Here is a 15,070-nt window from a genome sequence, read left to right as displayed (position 1 = left end):
TGCGTGGCGTTGCCATGGCTTAGAAGCCGGCCGGGGTGCGGGTGTGCCAGTCGCTGACCTGCTGGTACTGGTGCGCGACGTTGAGCAGGCGGCCTTCCTGGAAGTAGGGCGCGAGCAACTGGACACCCACCGGCAGGCCGTCGACGAAGCCGGCGGGCATGGACAGCCCCGGCAGGCCGGCGAGGTTGGCGGTGATGGTGTAGATGTCTTCCAGGTACTGGGAAACCGGGTCGTCGTTCTTCTCGCCGATCTTCCAGGCCGGGTTCGGCGTGGTCGGGCCGAGGATCACGTCCACTTCGGCAAAGGCGCTGACGAAGTCGTTCTTGATCAGCCGGCGAATCTTCTGAGCCTGCAGGTAATAGGCATCGTAGTAGCCGGCCGACAGTGCGTAGGTGCCGACCATGATGCGGTTCTTCACTTCGCTGCCGAAGCCTTCCGCGCGCGAGCGCTTGTACAGGTCTTCCAGGTTCTGCGGGGCGTCGCAACGATAGCCATAGCGCACGCCGTCGAAGCGCGACAGGTTGGAGGACGCCTCGGCCGGCGCGATCACGTAGTAGGCCGGGATGGCGTGCTGCATGTTCGGCAGGGAAATGTCCTTCACCGTGGCGCCGAGCGTCTTCAGCTCCTCGACCACGGCCAGCACCGCGTCGGCGATGCGGCTGTCGAGGCCGGCGCCGAAGTATTCCCGCGGCAGGCCGATGCGCAGGCCGCTAAGCGGCTTCTGCAGGGCGGCCAGGTAGTCGTCCACCGGCTGTTCGACGCTGGTCGAGTCCTTCGGGTCGAATCCGGCCATCACCCCCAGCATCAGCGCGCAGTCCTCGGCGGTGCGCGCCAGCGGGCCGCCCTGGTCGAGGCTGGAGGCGTAGGCGATCATGCCCCAGCGGGAAACCCGGCCGTAGGTTGGCTTGATCCCGGTGAGGTTGGTCAGCGCCGCCGGTTGGCGGATCGAGCCGCCAGTATCGGTGCCGGTGGCGGCCGGCAGCAGGCGCGCGGCGACTGCCGCGGCGGAACCGCCGGAGGAGCCGCCCGGCACGCGGTCGAGGCTCCAGGGGTTCTTCACCGCGCCGTAGTGGCTGGACTGGTTCGACGAGCCCATGGCGAATTCATCCATGTTCAGCTTGCCGAGGGTAACGGCGCCGGCGGCGGTGAGCTTCTCGACCACGGTGGCGTCGTAGGGCGAGACGAAGTTGTCGAGCATCTTCGAACCGCAGCTGGTGCGTACGCCCTGGGTGCAGAACAGGTCCTTGTGGGCGATCGGCGCGCCGAGCAGGGCGCCGTTCTCGCCGTTGGCGCGCCGTTCGTCGGCTGCCTTGGCCTGGGCGATGGCCAGGTCGTCGGTGATGCTGATGAAACTGTTGAGCTGGGGATCCAGCTGCCGGATGCGACCGAGCAGGGTGCGGGTCAGCTCTTCGGCGGAAAATTGCTTGTCGGCGAGGGCGCGGGCGATCTCGGCGAGGGTCAATTGATGCAGCATGTGTCCGCGTCCTTATGACTCGATGACTTTCGGAACCAGGTACAGACCTTCTTCCACGGCGGGGGCGATGGTCTGGTAGGCGTCGCGGTGATCGGTCTCGGTGACCGCGTCCGGGCGCAGGCGCTGGGTGGCTTCCAGCGGATGGGCGAGCGGTTCGACGCCGCTGGTGTCGACCGCCTGCATCTGGTCGATCAGGCCGAGGATGTTGTTCAGGGTCTCGGTGGTGCGCGGAAGATCGGCCTCGCTCAGGCCCAGGCGGGCGAGATGGGCGATTTTTTCCACGTCGGAGCGTTCAAGCGCCATCGGGAGTCTCCAGCAAAAGCGGCCTTGGAAGGGCGGCGGGGCGCCATGCGTTATATAAGGCAGGGAACGGATGCCGCGGTCGGCGGTCTAATTCCGCCTGGACGGGCCTTGTGGGGCCGGGAAAAGCCTGCAATTTAGCATATTGCCCGCCTTGCCCAAAATCCCCGTCGTTGTTAGAGTTTGCCGCACTTTTTTACCCGCGTATTTTTCACCCACGCTTCGCCTAGGGTTTCTTTCCCATGTTCAAAAAATTGCGTGGCATGTTTTCCAGCGATCTGTCGATCGACCTGGGTACTGCCAATACCCTTATTTATGTGCGCGAGCGCGGCATCGTCCTGAACGAACCGTCCGTGGTCGCCATTCGCAGCCATGGCAGCCAGAAGAGCGTCGTCGCCGTGGGCACCGAGGCCAAGCGCATGCTCGGCCGTACCCCGGGCAACATCGCCGCCATCCGTCCGATGAAAGACGGCGTGATCGCGGATTTCAGCGTCTGCGAGAAGATGCTGCAGTACTTCATCAACAAGGTCCACGAGAACAGCTTCCTGCAGCCCAGCCCACGCGTGCTGATCTGCGTGCCGTGCAAGTCCACCCAGGTTGAGCGCCGGGCCATCCGCGAATCCGCCCTGGGCGCCGGCGCCCGCGAGGTGTTCCTGATCGAAGAGCCGATGGCTGCCGCCATCGGCGCCGGCCTGCCGGTCGAGGAGGCCCGCGGCTCGATGGTCGTAGACATCGGCGGCGGCACTACCGAGATCGCCCTGATTTCCCTCAACGGTGTTGTCTACGCCGAATCCGTCCGCGTCGGCGGCGACCGCTTCGACGAAGCCATCGTCACCTACGTGCGCCGCAACTACGGCAGCCTGATCGGCGAATCCACCGCCGAGCGCATCAAGCAGGAGATCGGCACCGCCTTCCCGGGCGGCGACGTTCGCGAAGTCGACGTCCGCGGCCGCAACCTGGCCGAAGGCGTACCGCGCAGCTTCACCCTGAACTCCAACGAGGTCCTCGAGGCCCTGCAGGAGTCCCTGGCGACCATCGTCCAGGCGGTCAAGAGCGCCCTCGAGCAATCGCCGCCGGAGCTGGCCTCGGATATCGCCGAGCGCGGCCTGGTGTTGACCGGCGGTGGCGCGCTGCTGCGCGACCTGGACAAGCTGCTGGCACAGGAAACCGGCCTGCCGGTGATCGTCGCCGAGGAGCCGCTGACCTGCGTGGCTCGCGGCGGTGGCCGTGCGCTGGAGATGATGGACCGCCACTCCATGGACCTGCTCTCCACCGAGTAAGGTGGCGAGCATCGTCGCCTAGGAGCGGATCATCAAACCGCTATTCTCCAAAGGCCCGTCGCTGGGCGTTCGCCTGTTGGTGCTGGCCGTGCTGTCGGTCAGCCTGATGGTGGTGGACGCCCGGTTCGACTATCTGGAGCCCGTCCGTAGCAAGCTGGGGATGGTGCTCACGCCTTTCTACGGCCTGGCGGAAATGCCGGTGCGCGCCTGGGAAGGCGTGCGCGACCAGTTCAGCAGCCGTAGCGAGCTGATCGCCGAGAACGAACGCCTCAAGGCCGAGTCCCTGCTGATGCAGCGCCGGGTGCAGAAACTCGCCGCGCTCACCGAGCAGAACGTGCGCCTGCGCGAGCTGCTCAATTCCGCCGCGCTGGTCGACGACAAGGTACTGGTCAGCGAGCTGATCGGCGTCGATCCGAACCCCTTCACCCAACGCATCATGATCGACAAGGGCGAGAACGACGGCGTCTTCGTCGGCCAGCCGGTGCTCGATGCCAGCGGCCTGATGGGCCAGGTGGTCGAGGTGATGCCCTATACCGCGCGGGTCCTGCTGCTCACCGACACCACCCACAGTATCCCGGTGCAGGTCAATCGCAACGGCCTGCGCGCCATCGCCGTCGGCACCGGCAATCCCGAGCGCCTGGAATTGCGCTACGTCGCCGACACCGCCGACATCAAGGAAGGCGACCTACTGGTCAGCTCCGGCCTGGGGCAACGCTTCCCCGCCGGCTATCCGGTGGCCACGGTCAAGGAAGTGATCCACGATTCCGGCCAGCCGTTCGCCGTGGTGCGCGCGGTGCCGACCGCGAAGATGAACCGTAGCCGCTACGTGCTGCTGGTGTTCAGCGACAGCCGCACCCCGGAACAGCGCGCCAACGACGCCGCCGAGGCCCAGGAAGAGGCGGACAAGAAAGCCGCCGCCGGCGCCCAGGCGCCCCAGCCTGCCGCGCAACCGGCCGCCGCGCCGTCGCCGGCCACCCCGGCAGCCCAGGGCGCTGCGCAGCAGCCCGCCGCCGCGCCCGCGGCAGCTCCCACGCAGCCTGCCGCTCCGGCGGCCAACGGGGGGCGCCGCTGATGGCTCGCGCGACCCAGGGTTCGAACAATGTCTGGGTGATCTGGCTGAGCCTGCTGGTCGGGCTGGTGCTGGCCGTAGCGCCGATGCCTACCTTCACCGAGATCGGCCGCCCGCTGTGGCTGGCGATGCTGCTGACCTACTGGGTGTTGCTGCTGCCCGAGCGCGTCGGGATGGTCACCGCCTGGCTGCTCGGCCTGGCCCAGGATGTGCTCTACGGCAACCTGCTCGGGCAGAACGCGCTGATCCTCGGCCTGATCACCTTCCTCGTGCTGTCCCTGCACCAGCGCCTGCGCATGTTCCCGGCCTGGCAGCAGTGCCTGGTGCTGGTGGTGGTCTACGGCCTGGCGCAGCTGCTCCAGCTCTGGCTCAACGCCCTGACCGGCAATCGCCCGCCGACCCTGACCTTCCTGCTTCCGGCCCTGGTCAGCGCGCTGCTCTGGCCCTGGGTGTACGCCCTGCTGCAGTTCGTCCGTCTGCGTCTCAACGTGAGGTAGGTCCGCTTCGCAGCTATGCTGCGGCGGATACGTCATTCTTCGAAACGGGTGATCGGCGCATCGCCCGACGCGTTTCCCGGGAGCCTCCATGCCGTCGCTGTATCTCGCCTCCGCCTCGCCCCGTCGCCGTGAACTGCTGACCCAGATCGGCGTTCCGCTGTCCGTGCTCGCCACCGCTATCGACGAGTCCCCCTTGCCGAACGAAGCGCCCGCCGCCTACGTCGAGCGCCTGGCGCGCGGCAAGGCGGCCGCCGGGCTGGCTATGCTGGAAGGGCGCGGCGAGGACGGTTATGTCCTGGGCGCGGATACCTCGGTGGTGATCGACGGGCGAATTCTCGGCAAGCCCGTGGACCAGGCCGAGGGGCTGGCCATGCTGGCTGCGCTGTCCGGGCGCGAACACCAGGTTCTCACCGCCGTGGCCCTGGCCGCCGCTGGCGGCGTCGAGGCGCGGGTAGTGGAGTGCCGGGTGCGCTTCCGCCAGGTCGCCCCGGAAGAAGCGCTGCGCTACTGGCAGAGCGGCGAGCCGGCGGACAAGGCGGGCGGATATGCGATCCAGGGCCTCGGAGCGATATTCGTCAGCCGCATCGAAGGCAGTTACAGTGCGGTGGTCGGGCTGCCTTTGTGTGAAACTGCGGAACTGTTGAGGGAATTCGGCATCCCTTGCTGGCAGCCCGTGGGTGGCAACCCGCCGTAACGCCTAACGCGCCGAAATAAGGACAGTGGACGCATGAGCGAAGAGATCCTGATCAATATCACGCCGATGGAGTCGCGCGTGGCGGTGGTGGAAAACGGCGTCCTGCAGGAAGTGCATGTCGAACGCACCCAGCGGCGCGGCATCGTCGGCAATATCTACAAGGGGCGGGTGGTACGGGTACTGCCGGGGATGCAGGCGGCGTTCGTCGACATCGGCCTGGAACGTGCGGCGTTCATCCATGCCGCCGAGATATCCAATCGCGAAGGCAGTGCCGTGGAAAGCATCAGTGCCCTGGTCCATGAGGGGCAGGCGCTGGTGGTGCAGGTGACCAAGGATCCGATCGGCACCAAGGGCGCACGGCTGACCACCCACCTGTCGATTCCTTCGCGCTATCTGGTGTACATGCCGCGCACCAGCCATGTCGGGATATCCCTGCGGATCGAGGACGAAGTCGAGCGCGAGCGCCTGAAGAAGGTGGTGGCCGACTGCGTGGCGGCGGAAGGCATCGAGGGGCAGGGCGGCTTCATTCTGCGCACCGCTGCGGAAGGTGCGGGCGAGGACGAGATTCTCGCCGACATCCGCTACCTTCGCCGGCTATGGGACCAGATCGCCGCGCAGATCCAGACCGTCGGCGCGCCTTCGGTGATTTACGAAGACCTGTCCCTGGCGATCCGTACCCTGCGCGACCTGGTGAACCCGCGTATCGAGAAGATCCGCATCGACTCGCGAGAGAACTTCCAGAAGATCACTTCCTTCGTCGAAGAATTGATGCCGGAGATTTCCGATCGCCTCGAACACTACCCGGGCGAGCGACCGATCTTCGATCTCTACGGCGTCGAGGACGAAATCCAGAAAGCCCTGGAGCGCAAGGTACTGCTGAAGTCCGGCGGCTACCTGATCGTCGATCCGACCGAGGCGATGACCACCATCGACGTGAACACCGGCGCCTTCGTCGGCCATCGCAACCTCGAGGAAACCATCTTCAAGACCAACCTCGAGGCGGCCACCGCGATCGCCCGCCAGCTGCGCCTGCGCAACCTGGGCGGGATCATCATCATCGACTTCATCGACATGGAGGACGAGGAGCATCGCCGGCAGGTCCTGCGCACCCTGGAGAAGCAACTGGAGCGCGACCACGCGAAGACCAACATCATCGGCATCACCGAGTTGGGCCTGGTGCAGATGACCCGCAAGCGCACCCGCGAAAGCCTGGTGCAGATCCTCTGCGAGCCGTGCCCCTGCTGCCAGGGACGCGGCATGCTGAAGACTGCGGAAACCACCTGCTACGAGATTTTCCGTGAGATCCTCCGCGAGGCGCGTGCCTACCAGGCCGACTCCTACCTGGTGCTGGCCAACCAGAAGGTGGTGGACCGGCTGCTCGACGAGGAGTCGGGTAACGTCGCCGATCTCGAGGCGTTCATCGGCCGCACCATCAAGTTCCAGGTCGAGGCGATGTACTCGCAGGAGCAATATGACGTGGTCCTGCTCTGAGGCGTATGGCTGAAATGGCGGATGTGGGAAGCCTCGGAACGCGACTGCTACGGATCGTCCTGGGTCTGTGCGCCCTGGTACTGGTGCTGCTGGCGCTGTACGTCAGCCTTGGCCGGCAACTGGTGCCGCTGGTGGCCGAATACCGCCAGCAGCTGGAGGACGAAGCTGGCAAGCAACTCGGCATACCGGTGCGGATTGCCGAACTGACGGGCTCCTGGCGCGGCTTCGAGCCTCTGGTGGTAGCGCGCGACATTCAGGTCGGCGACGGCGAACAGAGTCTGCGCCTGGCGCGGGTGCGGCTGGCGCCAGACCTGCTCGGCAGCCTGCTGGCGCGCCAGGTGCGGATCGGCAGCCTGGAGCTGGAGGGACTCAAGCTGACCCTGCGCGAAGGCGAGGATGGCCAGTGGAGCCTGGATGGCCTGCCGCACAGTGACAAGCCCAGCGATCCCCGGAAACTCCTGCAATTCCTGCTGCAGACCCAACGCATCTCGCTGCTGGACAGTCAACTGGAGGTGGCGCCGCGGGGAAGCGCAGCGTTGTCGCTCAGCGCGGTCGGCGCGACCCTGCGCAGTTCATCGGTTGGTGGGCAGAGTCTCGATGCCCGCCTACAACTGCCGGATGGCCAACCCCTGGCGCTGCACGCCGAAGGGCGGATCGACAGTGAGGACTGGCCGCGCAGCAGCGCCAGGTTCTATCTCAGCCTGCCGCAGAGCGACTGGGCGCAATGGTTGCCGGCCGGTCTGACCCAGGAATGGACGATCGTCCGGGCCAAGGCCGGCGGCGACTTCTGGTTCGACTGGCGCGACGGCAAGGCGCAACGGCTGGTGGCACGGCTGCTGGCGCCGCAGTTGAAGGCGTCGTATGCCGCGCGCAAGCCGGTGGAAATCAACGACCTGGGCATGAACCTGTTCTTCGATCGCGAAGCGCAGGGCTGGAAGGTTCGGGTCGGCGACCTGGCGGCGAATTTCGGCGAGCAGCGCTGGGGCGAGGTGGAGTTGCTGTTGCGTCGCGTCCAGCAGAACAACGAGCCACACTGGAAGCTGCAGGCCGACCGCGTCGACCTGACGCCCCTGGTGCCGGCGATAGAAGCGCTGGCGCCGCTGCCGGACGCGGCGGCGGAGTGGGTGGCGGGCCTGAAGCCGAAGGGCATCCTGCACAACCTGAACGCCGATTTCTGGCCGCAGCGAGAGGTGCCCGAGCGGGTCAGCTACGCGACCAACCTGGAAAAGGTCGGTATCTCGGCGTTCCATGAGGTTCCGGCAGTGGAAAATGTCAGCGGCACCTTGACCGGCACCCTGGCTGGAGGCCAGCTCGACGCATCGGCGCAGGATTTCATGCTGCACCTGGCCAAGGTGTTTCCCGAGCCGTGGCGCTACCGCGAGGCTCGCACGCGGATGTTCTGGAGCCTGGACGACCGCGCCTTCACCCTCGGCAGCCACCTGATGCGGGTCGAGGGCGAGGAGGGCCGCCTGGCCGGCGACATGCTGATCCGCCTGATGCGCGATCCCGGCGCTGAAGACTACATGGACCTGCAGGTCGGCCTCAGCGACGGCGACGCGCGCTTCACCGCCAAGTACCTGCCGACCCAGTTGCCGGGAATGAACAAAAGCCTGGCGAACTGGTTGAAGACGGCGATCCGCAGTGGCCATGTCGAGCAGGGCTACTTCCAGTGGCAGGGCTCGCTGAACCGCGGCGCGGCGGCCGAAGCCCACGTCATGAACCTCTACTTCAAGGTCCGCGACGGCGAGCTGGCCTACCAGCCCGGCTGGCCCGTCCTGAGCAAAACGGTCGGCGAGGTGTTCGTCGAGGATTCCGGAGTCCGCGTGCTGGCCTCCAGCGGGAATCTGTTGAATTCCCGGGTCAGCGACGTCAAGGTCGACATTCCCCTCGGCCGTCCGGGACAGACGCCGCACCTGTATGTGGATGGGGCCGTCGACAGTAACCTGAAGGACGGCATCAAGCTGCTCCAGGAAGCGCCGATCCCGACCCGCAAGATCTTCGCCGGCTGGGAGGGCGATGGGCCCTTGCAGGGCCACCTGAAGCTGGATATTCCGCTGGACCACGACGAGGCCGGCAAGACCGGGGTGGTCGTGGATTTCTCCACCGTGGGCGCGACCCTGAAGATGCCCAGTCCGAAGCTGGATATGAGCGAAGTGAAGGGCGACTTCCGGTTCGACCTGGCCAAGGGCCTGAGCGCCCCGGCGGTGCAGGCCCGGGTGCTGGGCAACGAGGTACGCGGGCGGATCGTCGCCGAGGGGCGCGGCGATGCGCGCACGCGCTTGCTGCTCAACGGCCAGGTGGCGGTCAAGTCGCTGAGCGACTGGCTCGGCGCTGGCCAGCGTCCGTTGCCGGTCTCGGGACGCCTGCCGTTCCAGCTCAACCTGCTGCTGGATGGCAAGGACAGCCAGTTGCAGATCGATTCGGATCTCAAGGGCGCCGTCGTCGACCTGCCGGCGCCGTTCGGCAAGACGGCCGCCCAGGCGCGGCCGACCCAATGGCGGATGACCCTGGATGGCGCCGAACGGCGTTACTGGGCGCGTTACGACGGCCTCGCCAGCCTGGCCTATGCGGCCCCGGCGGACAAGCCGCTGAACGGACGCGGCGCCCTGCGCCTGGGCGGTGACCCGGCGTTGCTGCCCTCGGCACAGGGGCTGCGGGTGCGCGGGCGTTTGGCGGAACTGGACTGGGACGCCTGGCAGGCCACCCTGAAGCGCTACGGCAACGGCGACCAGGCCGCCAGTAGCGCTGCGGGCCTGCTGCGCGGCGCCGACCTGCGCATCGACAGCTTCAAGGGCTTCGGTCAGGAGCTGAAGAACCTGACCGTCGACCTGGCCCGCCAGGAGCGGGCCTGGCAACTGGTGCTGGTCAGCGACCTCGCATCGGGGCGCCTGGTCCTGCCGGATGCCAGGGGCGCGCCGATCGTGGTCGATCTGGACCGCCTGAACCTGCCGAAGTCGACCCTTCCCGACGAGAACAAGGTGGAGGATTCGGACCCGCTGGCCGCCGTCGATCCGCGCAGCCTGCCGGCGGTAGACGTGAAGATCGGCCAGGTCGCCCTCGGCGGCCAGCCGCTGGGCGCCTGGAGCCTGAAGGTACGGCCGGGCAGCAACGGCGTGGCGTTCAACGACCTGGACCTCGACCTGCGTGGCCTGCACGTCAACGGCAGCCTGCGTTGGGACGGCAGTCCGGGCAATACCCGCAGCACCTATCAGGGCCGGATCGAGGGCAAGAACCTGGCGGATGTGCTCAAGGCCTGGAATTTCGCGCCGAGTGCCACCAGCGAACGTTTCCGCATGGATATCAACGGCCAGTGGCCGGGATCGCCGGCCTACATGGCCCTGAAGCGCTTCAGCGGCAGCATGGATGCATCGCTGCGCAAGGGGCAGTTCGTCGAGGTCGAAGGCAGCGCCCAGGCGCTGCGAGTGTTTGGCCTGCTCAATTTCAACGCGATCAACCGCCGGCTGCGCCTGGATTTCTCGGACATCCTCGGCAAGGGACTGAGCTATGACCGGGTGAAGGGGGTTCTCTCCGCCACCGACGGCGTCTACGTCACCCGCGAGCCGCTGAAGCTGGAAGGACCGTCGAGCAACCTGGAGTTGAACGGTACCCTGGACCTGGCTCACGATCGGATCGACGCCAAGCTGCTGGTGACCTTGCCATTGACCAACAACCTGACCCTGGCGGCACTGATAGTTGGCGGTCCGGCGGTCGGCGGCGCGGTCTTCGTCGTCGACAAGTTGCTCGGCGACCGGGTCTCGCGCTTCGCCAGCGTGCAATACAGCGTCAAGGGCCCCTGGCAGGATCCGAAGATCAGCTTCGACAAGCCATTCGAGAAGCCCCGCTGAGCGGCGCCCGGTGCCGCGACGCGGCGCTTTCGTCCGCAAGGAGGAAACCATGTCCATTGCCGTGATCCAGATGGTCAGCCAGGACGACGTGACGGCCAACCTGGCCGCCGCCCGTCGCCTGCTGGAACAGGCCGCCGAGGGCGGGGCGCGGCTCGCCGTGCTACCGGAAAACTTCGCCGCCATGGGCCGGCGCGACCTGGCCGAACTGGGGCGCGCCGAGGCGCGGGGGAACGGGCCTATCCTGCCGTGGTTGAATTCCGCCGCTCGCGACCTCAGGTTGTGGATAGTCGCCGGAACGTTGCCGCTGCCGCCGGATGGGCAACCCGAGGCGAAGGCGAATGCCTGTTCGCTGCTGATCGACGAGCACGGAGAGCGGGTCGCCCGCTACGACAAGCTGCACCTGTTCGATGTGGATGTAGCCGATGCGCGGGGCCGCTATCGTGAATCCGACGACTATGCTTTCGGTCAGAAGATCGTGGTGGCGGATACGCCGGTCGGCCGCCTCGGCCTGACGGTCTGCTACGACCTGCGTTTTCCGGAGCTCTATACCGCCCTGCGCGAGGCCGGCGCGGAGCTGATCACGGCGCCGTCGGCGTTCACCGCGGTGACCGGCGCGGCGCACTGGCAGGTACTGGTCCGCGCCCGCGCCATCGAGACCCAGTGCTACCTGCTGGCGGCCGGACAGGGTGGCGTCCACCCACGGGGCCGGGAGACGTTCGGCCATTCGGCCATCGTCGATCCCTGGGGCCGGGTCCTGGCCGAGCGGCCGCAGGGCGAAGCGGTGCTGCTGGCGGTGCGCGACGCCGCAGAACAGGCGGATATCCGCCGGCGCATGCCGGTGGTGGCGCACAGACGATTTTTCCCGCCGGCCGAACCGCGGCCGGCGCGTACGGAGTGAATATGAGCGAGTTGTTGTCATCCGTCAGCCAGCAATTGCTGGCCCCCGGTGGTCTGGAACTGGACAGCCTGCCCGGCATTCTTCATGAACTGAACGGCCCGGGCATCGATGCCGCCGACCTGTATTTCCAGAGTCAGGTCTCCGAGTCGTGGATGCTCGAGGACGGCATCGTCAAGGAAGGCAGCTTCAATCTCGACCAGGGTGTCGGGGTACGCGCGCAGTCGGGCGAGAAGACCGGCTTCGCCTATAGCAATGCGATCACCGCCGAGGCGTTGAAACAGGCCGCGGTGGCGGCCCGTTCGATTTCCCGTGCGGGACAGAACGGCAGCGTGCAGGCGTTCAAGGCCGTGGTGCCGGCTCGCCTGTACGCCGGCGAGAACCCGTTGGACGTGCTCAGCCGTGCCGAGAAGGTCGAGTTGCTGAAGCAGATCGACGCCGCTACCCGTGCGCTCGATCCCCGCATCCAGCAGGTCACGGTGAGCATGGCCGGCGTCTGGGAGCAGATCCTGGTAGCGGCCAGCGACGGTTCTCTGGCCGCCGACATTCGTCCGCTGGTGCGTTTCAACGTCAGCGTGATCGTCGAACAGAACGGCCGACGCGAACGCGGCGGCCACGGCGGCGGCGGTCGCACCGACTATCGCTATTTCCTCCAGGAGGATCGCGCCATGGGCTACGCCCGCGAGGCCCTGCGCCAGGCACTGGTCAACCTCGAGGCGATTCCCGCGCCGGCCGGCACCCTGCCGGTGGTGATGGGCGCGGGTTGGTCCGGGGTCCTGCTCCACGAAGCGGTCGGCCACGGCCTGGAGGGCGACTTCAACCGCAAGGGCAGCTCCGCCTACAGCGGCCGGGTCGGCGAAAAGGTCGCCTCGAGCCTGTGCACCATCGTCGACGACGGCACCCTGGCCGGGCGTCGCGGCTCGCTGAGCGTGGATGACGAAGGCACGCCGAGCAACTGCAACGTGCTGATCGAGAACGGCGTGCTCAAGGGCTACATGCAGGACAAGCTCAACGCCCGCCTGATGGGCGTGGCGCGCACCGGTAACGGCCGCCGCGAGTCCTACGCGCACCTGCCGATGCCACGCATGACCAACACCTACATGCTGGCCGGCGAGAGCGATCCGCAGGAAATCATCGCCTCGGTGGAGAAGGGTATCTACTGCGCCAACCTCGGCGGTGGCCAGGTCGATATCACCAGCGGCAAGTTCGTGTTCTCCACCAGCGAGGCCTACCTGATCGAGAACGGCAGGATCACCACCCCGGTGAAAGGCGCCACCCTGATCGGCAACGGTCCGGAAGCGATGAGCCGGGTGTCCATGGTCGGCAACGACCTGGCCCTGGACAGTGGCGTGGGAACCTGCGGGAAGGACGGTCAGTCGGTGCCGGTCGGCGTCGGCCAGCCGACCCTGAAGATCGATGCGATCACCGTCGGCGGCACCGGCGCCTGAGGCATGGCCCGGGCGCCGGCGCGGCGAAACCTAGCGCAGGCCGCGCTTGGTTTCGTCCAGCTCGCGGATGTACTTGAACACTTTGCGTGCGGCGGCCGGCGGTTTGTTGTGCGCGGCCTCGTGCTGGGCGTGGCGGACCAGGCCGCGCAGGTGCTGGCGATCGCACTCGGGGAACTCCCCGACGAAGGCGTCGAGCGCTGCGTCGCCGCCGGCGATCAACTGGTCGCGCCAACGTTCGAGGGCATGGAAACGTTCGTTGTACTGGCGGGTGGAGGAGTCCACCTGGTCGATGAGGGCGACGATGGCGTCCACGTCCTGGTCGCGCATCAGTTTGCCGATGTACTGGATATGCCGTTTGCGGGCGATGTGCGCCTTGTGCTTCGGCGCCTCGAGCAGCGCCTTGCGTAGCGGGTCGGTGAGCGGCAGGCGCTCCAGCAACTGCGGTTGCAGGGTGGTCAGGCGCTCGCCGAGGTCCTGCAGGGCATGCAGCTCGCGTTTGATCTGCGACTTGCTCTTCTCTTCGAATTGCGAGTCGTCGTCGTGAAATTCAGCCATGGTGGTGGTCCAGTGGAAAACGCCGCCATGATAACGAGTCAGGGGCCGCTTGTCCGGCCCGGCCGCGTGGGCGGCCACGTCAACAGGAGAGTCAACAGATGAGTCTACATGCCGCGGCAGTCGGTCCCTCCGTGCTTCCGGACCTTCGCGAGCAGGTCGAGCAGATCATCGCCGAGGCCCGCCGCCAGGGCGCCAGTGCCTGCGAAGTGGCGGTGTCGCTGGAGCAGGGCCTGTCCACCAGCGTGCGCCAGGGCGAGGTGGAAACCGTCGAGTTCAACCGTGACCAAGGTTTCGGCATCACCCTCTACGCAGGCCAGCGCAAGGGCTCGGCGAGCACCTCGGCGACCGGCGAGGCGGCCATCCGCGAGACGGTGGCGGCGGCGCTGGCGATCGCCCGCCATACCTCCGAGGACGAATGCGCCGGTCTCGCCGATGCCGCGTTGATGGCCCGCGAGTTGCCCGAGCTGGACCTCTATCATCCATGGAGCCTGAGTCCCGAGCAGGCCGTGGAACGTGCCCTGGCTTGCGAGGCAGCGGCGTTCGCCGCCGACAAGCGGGTGACCAAGGCCGACGGCACCACCCTGAATACCCACCAGGGCTGCCGGGTATACGGTAACAGCCACGGTTTCATCGGTGGTTACGCCAGCACCCGGCACAGCCTCAGCTGCGTGATGATCGCCGAGGGCGAAGGACAGATGCAGCGTGACTATTGGTATGACGTCAACCGCCGTGGTGAGGCCTTGGCCAGCGCCGAGTCGATCGGCCGGCGCGCCGCCGAGCGCGCCGCCAGCCGACTGGGCGCGCGGCCGGTGCAGACCGCCGAAGTGCCGGTGCTGTTCGCTCCGGAAATCGCTGTTGGCCTGTTCGGCCATTTCCTCGGGGCGATCTCAGGCGGCAGCCTGTATCGCAAGTCATCCTTCCTCGAAGGCGCGCTGGGCCAGCGCCTGTTTCCCGAGTGGCTGAGCATCGACGAGCGGCCGCACTTGGTCGGCGCGCTCGGCAGCGCCAGCTTCGATAGCGACGGCCTGGCGACCTATGCCAAGCCATTCGTCGAGAACGGCGAGCTGGTGTCCTATGTCCTGGGCACCTATTCCGGGCGCAAGCTCGGCCTGCCGAGCACGGCCAACGCCGGCGGCGTGCATAACCTGTTCGTCAGCCATGGCGACGAGGACCAGGCCGCTCTCATACGCAGGATGGGGCGTGGCCTGCTGGTCACCGAGTTGATGGGGCAGGGCGTCAACCTGGTGACCGGCGATTATTCCCGCGGCGCCGCCGGCTACTGGGTCGAGAACGGCGAGATCCAGTTCCCGGTCCAGGAAGTCACCATCGCCGCCAACCTGCGCGACCTGTTCCGCCGTATCGTCGCGGTCGGCAAGGACATCGAACGGCGCGGCAACCTGCATACCGGTTCTGTACTGGTCGAGTCGATGATGGTGGCCGGGCGCTGAGGCCGGGTTTCCCTCTATAAAACGCCAGCGCTCGTCGCTGGCGTTTTCGTTTCCGCCTGTTCAATTGTCCGCCT

The 15,070-nt window shown here is 66.9% G+C and carries 12 protein-coding genes; 9 read left to right on the top strand and 3 right to left on the bottom strand.

Annotation, left to right across the window (positions count from 1 at the left end):
- Window positions 1-19 precede the first annotated feature (19 nt).
- The gene (gatA, locus tag LJF27_RS13655) at window positions 20-1,474 is read right to left on the bottom strand and encodes an Asp-tRNA(Asn)/Glu-tRNA(Gln) amidotransferase subunit GatA (protein ID WP_003112871.1); all 1,455 of its coding nucleotides are present in this window, start codon (window positions 1,472-1,474) and stop codon (window positions 20-22) included.
- 12 nt (window positions 1,475-1,486) lie between these two features.
- Entirely contained in the window at window positions 1,487-1,777 is a 291-nt protein-coding gene (gene gatC, locus LJF27_RS13650; RefSeq protein WP_003106543.1) for an Asp-tRNA(Asn)/Glu-tRNA(Gln) amidotransferase subunit GatC, read from the bottom strand.
- Between the two features lie 239 nt (window positions 1,778-2,016).
- Between gatC and mreB the strand changes: the two genes are divergently transcribed.
- From mreB to tldD, 8 genes are all read left to right on the top strand, one after another.
- On the top strand, window positions 2,017-3,054 hold the full coding sequence (mreB, locus tag LJF27_RS13645) for a rod shape-determining protein MreB (protein WP_003094393.1): 1,038 nt from the start codon (window positions 2,017-2,019) through the stop codon (window positions 3,052-3,054).
- Window positions 3,055-3,085: 31 nt separating this feature from the next.
- Window positions 3,086-4,126: a rod shape-determining protein MreC gene (gene mreC / locus LJF27_RS13640; protein ID WP_071534955.1), complete on the top strand. Its 1,041-nt coding sequence runs from the start codon at window positions 3,086-3,088 to the stop codon at window positions 4,124-4,126.
- Complete coding sequence (mreD, locus tag LJF27_RS13635; protein ID WP_003094389.1) at window positions 4,126-4,620, top strand: rod shape-determining protein MreD; 495 nt, start codon at window positions 4,126-4,128, stop codon at window positions 4,618-4,620. Before mreC ends, mreD begins: the two co-directional genes overlap by 1 nt.
- 88 nt (window positions 4,621-4,708) lie before the next feature.
- Window positions 4,709-5,314, top strand: coding sequence for a Maf family protein (locus tag LJF27_RS13630; protein ID WP_003116221.1), 606 nt, complete (start codon window positions 4,709-4,711; stop codon window positions 5,312-5,314).
- 33 nt (window positions 5,315-5,347) lie between these two features.
- Complete coding sequence (rng, locus tag LJF27_RS13625; RefSeq protein WP_003094386.1) at window positions 5,348-6,805, top strand: ribonuclease G; 1,458 nt, start codon at window positions 5,348-5,350, stop codon at window positions 6,803-6,805.
- A gap of 14 nt (window positions 6,806-6,819) precedes the next feature.
- On the top strand, window positions 6,820-10,650 hold the full coding sequence (locus LJF27_RS13620; protein ID WP_023116753.1) for a YhdP family protein: 3,831 nt from the start codon (window positions 6,820-6,822) through the stop codon (window positions 10,648-10,650).
- 49 nt (window positions 10,651-10,699) lie between these two features.
- The gene (locus tag LJF27_RS13615) at window positions 10,700-11,548 is read left to right on the top strand and encodes a carbon-nitrogen hydrolase family protein (protein WP_003112739.1); all 849 of its coding nucleotides are present in this window, start codon (window positions 10,700-10,702) and stop codon (window positions 11,546-11,548) included.
- Between the two features lie 2 nt (window positions 11,549-11,550).
- Window positions 11,551-12,993, top strand: coding sequence for a metalloprotease TldD (gene tldD / locus LJF27_RS13610; protein WP_003098866.1), 1,443 nt, complete (start codon window positions 11,551-11,553; stop codon window positions 12,991-12,993).
- 30 nt (window positions 12,994-13,023) lie between these two features.
- Here the strand turns inward: tldD and yjgA are convergent, their stop codons facing one another.
- Window positions 13,024-13,548 (bottom strand): ribosome biogenesis factor YjgA, encoded by a 525-nt coding sequence (gene yjgA, locus LJF27_RS13605; protein ID WP_003094378.1) that lies wholly within the window; start codon window positions 13,546-13,548, stop codon window positions 13,024-13,026.
- 98 nt (window positions 13,549-13,646) lie between these two features.
- Between yjgA and pmbA the strand changes: the two genes are divergently transcribed.
- Window positions 13,647-14,996 (top strand): metalloprotease PmbA, encoded by a 1,350-nt coding sequence (gene pmbA, locus LJF27_RS13600; protein WP_003110024.1) that lies wholly within the window; start codon window positions 13,647-13,649, stop codon window positions 14,994-14,996.
- Window positions 14,997-15,070: the final 74 nt, after the last annotated feature.

Origin of the sequence: Pseudomonas sp. 203-8 (assembly GCF_020708595.1) — a bacterium.
GTDB classification, from domain to species: domain Bacteria; phylum Pseudomonadota; class Gammaproteobacteria; order Pseudomonadales; family Pseudomonadaceae; genus Pseudomonas; species Pseudomonas aeruginosa.
This window is presented reverse-complemented; position numbering and strand designations above follow the sequence as displayed.